This window comes from uncultured Aquincola sp., assembly GCF_964001545.1.
Lineage (GTDB): Bacteria > Pseudomonadota > Gammaproteobacteria > Burkholderiales > Burkholderiaceae_C > Aquincola.
Window position 1 is genome coordinate 1 of sequence record NZ_CAXFDV010000323.1, and the last position, 6,128, is coordinate 6,128.

The 6,128-nt window shown below is 70.5% G+C and carries 8 protein-coding genes; 3 read left to right on the forward strand and 5 right to left on the reverse strand.

Annotation, left to right across the window (positions count from 1 at the left end):
• The 4 genes from ABNT58_RS11305 to ABNT58_RS11320 form a co-directional block, all read right to left on the reverse strand.
• Positions 1-639: IclR family transcriptional regulator (locus ABNT58_RS11305; protein WP_348753578.1), on the reverse strand; the 639-nt coding region annotated here is incomplete at its 3' end.
• 12 nt (positions 640-651) lie between these two features.
• Positions 652-1,380 (reverse strand): SDR family oxidoreductase, encoded by a 729-nt coding sequence (locus ABNT58_RS11310; protein ID WP_348753579.1) that lies wholly within the window; start codon positions 1,378-1,380, stop codon positions 652-654.
• Positions 1,380-2,366 carry a tripartite tricarboxylate transporter substrate binding protein gene (locus ABNT58_RS11315; protein WP_348753580.1) on the reverse strand — a complete coding sequence of 329 codons (987 nt, stop codon included), beginning with the start codon at positions 2,364-2,366 and terminating at the stop codon, positions 1,380-1,382. Before ABNT58_RS11315 ends, ABNT58_RS11310 begins: the two co-directional genes overlap by 1 nt.
• A 25-nt stretch (positions 2,367-2,391) precedes the next feature.
• Positions 2,392-2,919 carry a 2,4'-dihydroxyacetophenone dioxygenase family protein gene (locus tag ABNT58_RS11320; RefSeq protein WP_348753581.1) on the reverse strand — a complete coding sequence of 176 codons (528 nt, stop codon included), beginning with the start codon at positions 2,917-2,919 and terminating at the stop codon, positions 2,392-2,394.
• Positions 2,920-3,081: 162 nt separating this feature from the next.
• On the opposite strand from ABNT58_RS11320, the gene ABNT58_RS11325 reads away from it, so the two are divergent.
• Positions 3,082-3,939 carry an alpha/beta hydrolase gene (locus ABNT58_RS11325; RefSeq protein ID WP_348753582.1) on the forward strand — a complete coding sequence of 286 codons (858 nt, stop codon included), beginning with the start codon at positions 3,082-3,084 and terminating at the stop codon, positions 3,937-3,939.
• Positions 3,930-4,262, forward strand: coding sequence for a YnfA family protein (locus tag ABNT58_RS11330; protein ID WP_348753583.1), 333 nt, complete (start codon positions 3,930-3,932; stop codon positions 4,260-4,262). Before ABNT58_RS11325 ends, ABNT58_RS11330 begins: the two co-directional genes overlap by 10 nt.
• A gap of 16 nt (positions 4,263-4,278) precedes the next feature.
• Here ABNT58_RS11330 and ABNT58_RS11335 read toward each other — a convergent pair whose 3' ends face one another.
• Positions 4,279-5,151, reverse strand: coding sequence for an NmrA/HSCARG family protein (locus ABNT58_RS11335; RefSeq protein WP_348753584.1), 873 nt, complete (start codon positions 5,149-5,151; stop codon positions 4,279-4,281).
• A 118-nt stretch (positions 5,152-5,269) separates the two neighbouring features.
• Here ABNT58_RS11335 and ABNT58_RS11340 point away from each other — a divergent pair.
• A partial coding sequence (locus ABNT58_RS11340; protein WP_348753585.1) for a LysR family transcriptional regulator occupies positions 5,270-6,128 on the forward strand: 859 nt, incomplete at its 3' end.

Below are 6,128 nucleotides of genomic sequence, written 5' to 3' on the forward strand. Positions count from 1 at the left end.
GCTGCCGTTGCGGATCACGGCGCCATAGCAGGTGATGCCGGCCTCGTTCTCTTCGTCGTCCACCGACCAGCCCTGGGCCTGCACCCGCTGCAGCTGGCGGCGCAGGGCTTCGGGCCGCACCACGGTGTGCTCAGTGTGGCGCGTGAGTTCCAGCGTGGGCAGCAGCGCCTGGCGCCGCGGGTCGTCCAGCGCCGCCAGGTAGGCCTTGCCCACCGCGGTGGAATGCATGGGCATGCTGCTGCCCACGCGCGAGGCCATGCGCACCGCGCTCGGGCTTTCCAGCTTCTCGATGTAGACCATGCGCGCGCCGCTGGGCACGGCCATGTGCACGGTTTCGCCCGTTGTGTCGCGCAGCAGGCGCAGCGCATCGGCCGCGGCGCCGCGCAGCCCCAGCCGGCCCCAGCTGCGGCTGGCCAGTTCCATCAGCCGCGGGCCCAGTTCATAGGCGCCGCCGCCATCGGCCTCCCGCAGCAGCCCTTCGGCCAGCAGCGCCGCGACGATGCGGTGCAGCGTGGGCCGCGGAAAGCCGCTGGCGCGGGTGAGTTCGGCGGTGCTCATCGGGCCGGGTGCATCGGCCACGAGCTGCAGCACCTGCATGAACTTGCCGAAGGCGGCGGTGCCCTGGACGGCTGGCTGCATCACGGCACTTGTCTAGGCAACCAGGTAGCCGCCGTCCACCGGCAGCGTGACGCCGGTGATGAAGCCCGCCGCCGGTGAGCACAGGAACAGCACCGCCTGCGCCACGTCGGCCGGCGTGCCCCAGCGGCCCAGCGGCGTTCGCGCCAGGATGGGGCCATTGCGCGCCGGGTCGTCCTGCAGCGGCTGGGTCAGCGGCGTGGCAATCCAGCCCGGCGCCACCGCATTGACGCGGATGCGGTCTTCGGCATAGGCGATGGCCAGCGACTTGGTGAGCTGCATCACCCCGCCTTTGCTGGCCGAATAGCCCGGCACCAGGCCACCACCAAAGAAGCTGAGCATGCTGGCGATGTTGACGATGCAGCCTTGCGTGGCCCGCAGGTGGGCCCGCGCGGCGGTGCACACCCGCATGCTGCCGGTGAGGTTGACGGCCAGCACCTGCTCGAACACCGGCAGCGCATGCTCGGCGCCGCGGCGGATGATGCCGGCGCAGTTGACGACGATGTCCAGCCGGTCCAGCCCGGCCATCAGCGCCTGCACGCTGGCCTCATCGGTCACGTCGGCCTGGCGCAGCGCCACGCCTTCGGCGAGCGAGCCGTCGCCGCCGCCCAGGTCGGCCGCGGTGACCTGCGCGCCGAGGGACGCCAGGTGATGAGCAATGGCCGCGCCGATGCCCTGGGCGCCGCCGGTGACCAGGGCGTGGCGGCCCTGGAGCATCGTGGGAAGGTAGGTCGCCGTGCTCATCAATTCTTGATGTTCAACTTGGCCATCAAGGCCTTGAAGTAGGTGTTGTCGCGCGCCATCGCGGCGCGGAAGGCCGCGTCGTCGGCGTACGAGTAGCCCAGGTTCAGCTTGTCCATGGCCTCGCGCAGCGCCGGCTCGTTGGCGGTCTTGGCCGTCATGTTGCGCAGCCAGGCCATCACCTCGGGCGGCGTGTTTTTGGGCGCCGCCAGGCCGCGCCAGGTGCCGATGACGAGGTCAATGTTGCGCTCCTTCAGCGTGGGCACCTTCTCGAAGCCCTTGACGCGGCTGTCGGCCATCACCGCCAGCGTCTTGAGCTTGCCGCTGGCCACGTAGGTGCCCACCTCGGCCGGGCTCACCGCCACCGCGTCGATGTGGCCGCCCATCAGCGCCTGCACCGCCGGGCCCGCGCCCTGGAAGGGCACATGGTTGTACTGGGTGCCGGTCTTGTCTTCCAGCGCGGCGGCGGCCAGGTGCCAGATGGAGCCGTTGCCGGCATTGCCCACCTTCATCTCGCCCGGCGTCTTGCGGGCCGCGGCCAGGAACTCTTCGATGGTGTTGTAGGGCGCATCGGCCTTGACGGTGATGGCCGCCTGGTCGGCATTGAGCCGTGCGATCAGCGCAAAGTCTTCATGCGTGAACTTGGCCAGGCCCATGTGCGGCAGCGTGGTCAGCTCCACCGTCACCAGCGCCAGCTTGTAGCCGTCGGGCTTGGCATGGATCACCTCGCTCCAGCCGATGGCGCCACTGGCGCCCGGCTTGTTGACGATGACGATGCCCGGCGGCACCTGCTTGCGCGCCGCCTCGGCAAAGGCGCGGGCCAGCGCATCGGTGCCGCCGCCGGGCTGGAAGGGCACCACCAGCTCGATCGGCCGGTTGGGGTAGTCCACCGGCTGCGCGGTGGCCGGTGCGGTGAAGCTGGCGGCCAGGCCGGTGGCCAGCGCCAGCGCGGGCAGCCAGCGGCTGCGCAGGGTGTGGATCAAGGGCATCTGGGTCTCCTCCTCAAAAGCGGCTTTAGCGGATGTAGCGCTGCACGAAGTCTTCGCCCAGGCCCACCTGGGTGTAGTGCCGGCGGCATAGGTCGATCTTGGTGAACACGTCTTCATAGCCCAGCACCGCACCCTGCGGGTCGGTGTAGACCATCACGCCGTTGACCTGGAAGAAGGTGATCATTTCTTCCACGCCTTCGGGCACCACCAGCGTGTGGGTTTCGCCCGGCGGCTCGAACACGTAGCTGCCGGCGGTGGCTTCCCAGTCATGCTCCAGGTAGCGCCAGCGGCCCTTGAGCACGAAGCCGTGCACCGCCTGCGGATGCCGGTGGCGGCTGAGCACGCCCGACTTGCGCACCCGCAGCAGGTTCATCCAGTAGCCCTGACTGGCGTTCAGGCACAGCGGGCGGAACCACACGTTCTCGGCCTGCGGCACCCACAGGCGCTCGTCTTCGGGCACCGCGTCGGGCACCACGATCTCGGGCAGTGCATCGGGCGGAAACGGCAGCTGGTAGGGCACCAGCGGATCGGCATCGGGTCGGTCGAGGGGCACGGCAATCTCGGACGGACGATGGGGAGGCGCGCCACGGTCCGCCGAACTGCCAGACCGGGTGTGTCCACCATGTGGACAGCGCATCCATAAAGTGGACAAACGATATGCGGGCGCGGGCGGTGCCGCCATAGGGCTAACCTTGGGTACATGCCTGAAGTTGAATTGCCCCTCCACGTTCGAACACTGACCGACCTGCAGGCGCTGCAAGCCGCCAGCACCGTGCTGCACACGCCCTGCGGCGATGGCACGCTGGTCTGGCATGCCTGGGGCAGCGGCCCGCCGGTGGTGCTGCTGCACGGCGGCGCGGGCAGCTGGACCCACTGGGCCCGCAACATCGGGGCGCTGGTGCAGGCCGGCCACCGCGTGCTGGCGGCCGACATGCCGGGCTTCGGCGATTCGGCCGAGCCGCGCGACGGCCACGATGCCGACGTGCTGCCGCACTGGCTGGAGCAAGGCCTGCAGGCCTTGATCGGCGATGCGCCGGTCGACCTGGTGGGCTTTTCGTTCGGGGGTCTGGTGGCCGGCCTGTGGGCGCAAGCCCACCCGGCCCGCGTGCGGCGCCTGGTGCTGGTGGGTGCACCGGCCTTGAGCGAAGCACCGATGGCGCCGCTGCCGCTGCGCGCCTGGGACACCGCTCCGGCGGGTGAACGCCGCGACGCGCTGCATAGCCACAACCTGGGCGTGCTGATGCTGTCGCGCGCTGAAGCCATCGACGCCCTGGCGGTGGCGCTGCACGGCGCCAACATCGAACGCGACCGCATGCGCCGGCGCCGCCTGATGCGCACCGACCTGCTGCGGCGCACCCTGCCCCATCTGCAATGCCCGGTGCATGGCCTGTGGGGCGACGACGACGTGCTGTACCGCGGCAGGCTGCAGGTGGTGCGCGAGGCGCTGGCCCTGGCGCCGGCCGGCGGCACGCTGCAGTTCATCGCCGGGGCGGGGCACTGGGTGGCCTACGAGGCGGCCGACGCCTTCAATGCGGCCCTGGTGGCTTTGCTGGACGATGCGGCATGGACCTGATCAAGACCTTGCTGCTGTTCGTGCTCACCGCGGTGGCCGAACTGTTGGGCTGCTACCTGCCCTACCTGTGGTTGAAGCAGGGCAAGAGCGCCTGGCTGCTGCTGCCGGCCGCCGCCAGCTTGGCCTTGTTCGCATGGCTGCTCACCTTGCACCCCACCGCCACCGGCCGCGTGTACGCGGCTTATGGCGGCGTGTACATCGGCGTCGCCATGGTCTGGCTGATGGCGGTGGACAAGGTGCGCCCGCTGCTCACCGACTGGCTGGGCGTGGCGGTGAGCCTGGCGGGCATGGCCATCATCATGCTGGGGCGGCGGGCGGGCTGAGCCGCTGGCGGCTGCTTCAGGCCGGCCGTACCCGCTCGGCCACGAAGGCCTGGTAGCTGCGCAGCGGCCGGCCCAGGATCTGCTCCAGCCGCTCGACCGCGCCCGGCGCCGGCCGCTGGCCCACCTGCTGGATGCGGGCCATCATCAGGCGCAGGTCGTAGGCCATCCAGGCAGGCACCTGCTGACTTAAGAGCTGGCGCTCGAAGGCCTCCACGTCGTCGCCGCCGTAGTGGACGGGTCGGCCCAGCTGCTCGCTCCACACCGCGGCGGCCGCAGCGCCGGTGAACACCTCACGGCCGGCCACGTCCAGCGTCAGCCGCGGCAGCGGGCCGGCAGCGCCATCGCGGCGCAGCAGTTCGGCCACCGCCACGTCGGCAATGTCGCGGCCATCGACCATGGCCACGCCGACCGGCCCGATCGGCATCGGGAACACGCCATGGCCTTCGATCACCGGCTGCAGGCCGATGTCGTTCTGCATGAAGTAGGCGGGGCGCAGGATGGTGGCCGGCAGGTCGAGCTGCTCGATCAGCCGCTCCACCGTGTGCTTGCTGGCGAAGTGCGGCACGTCGGGGTACAGCTCGGCATGGATCACCGAGAGGTAGACGATGCGCTCGATGCCCGCTTCACGCGCCACGTTCAGCGCCTGCAGCGACTGCGTGAGTTCGTCGGCCACCAGCGCATTGAGCAGGAACAGGGTGCGCACGCCGGCCATCGCGGCCCTCAGCGTGGCCACGTCGGTGAGGTCGCCGGCCACGGCCTGCACGCCGGGCGGCAGGCTGGCCCGGGCCGGCTGGCGCACCAGCGCCCGCACCTGGGCGCCCTGCTGCGCCAGGCCTTGAACGACGAGGGAACCGATGGTGCCGGTGGCACCGATGACGAGGATGGACATGGAACTGCTCCTGAGAGGGGTTGAGGGCTGGCTGCCAGCCAGTGCCTGAACGATAGGCCGTTGCATGCTTTGAACATAGTCACCAGAATCAGGACCCACCGTCTTGAATATGGAACACATGGACTTGAACGCCCTGGCCGACTTCAACCTGGTGGCCACGCACGGCGGCTTTGGCCGCGCCAGCCGGGCCAGCCGCCGATCCAAGGCCACGCTGTCGCGCCGGGTGGCCGAGCTGGAAGAAGCCCTGGGCGTGCGCCTGATCGAGCGCAACGCGCGCGGCCTGGAACTCACCGAAGCGGGCCGGCAGTTGCAGAGCCGCACCGAAGGCCCGATGCACGAGGTGGCCGATGCCTTCACCGCGGCACGGGAAGGCAGCCAGCAGGTGCGCGGCCGGCTGCGCATCGCGGCGCCCCTGCTGTTCGCGCAGCTGGCCATGGGCCGCATCGCCGCGGAGTTCCGCGCCCGCTATCCCGAGGTGACGGTGGAGGTGGTGGCCGAAGACCGGTTGGTGGACCTGGTGGACGAGCAGTTCGACCTGGCCATCCGCCCCAACCCGCGGCCCGACACGGCGCTGGTGGGCCGCGCCTTTGCGAAAGACCGGCTGGTGGTGGTGGCCGCGCCCTCGCTGCCCCAGCCACGGGCGCGCCGCCAGCCGGTGGGCGTGCCGGCCATCGTGCACATGCTGAAGGACGGCGAGACCTGGACGCTCGACGGCGGGCGGCTGGTGATAGCGCCGCAACCGGTGCTGCGCCTGACATCGATGCTGATGTTGCGCGACGCGGCCATCGCCGGTGGCGGCGTCGCACTGCTGCCGCTGTCCATCGCCTGGCAGCCGATCGCCTCCGGCGAACTGCGCCAATGGGGCGAGGTGGCGGGCCGCGAGGTGGACCTGTGGGTGCTGCACACCTCGCGCCGGCTGGCCAGCCCGAAGGTGCGGGCCTTCGTGGACTTCATCAGCACGCGTTTTGCGGATGGCC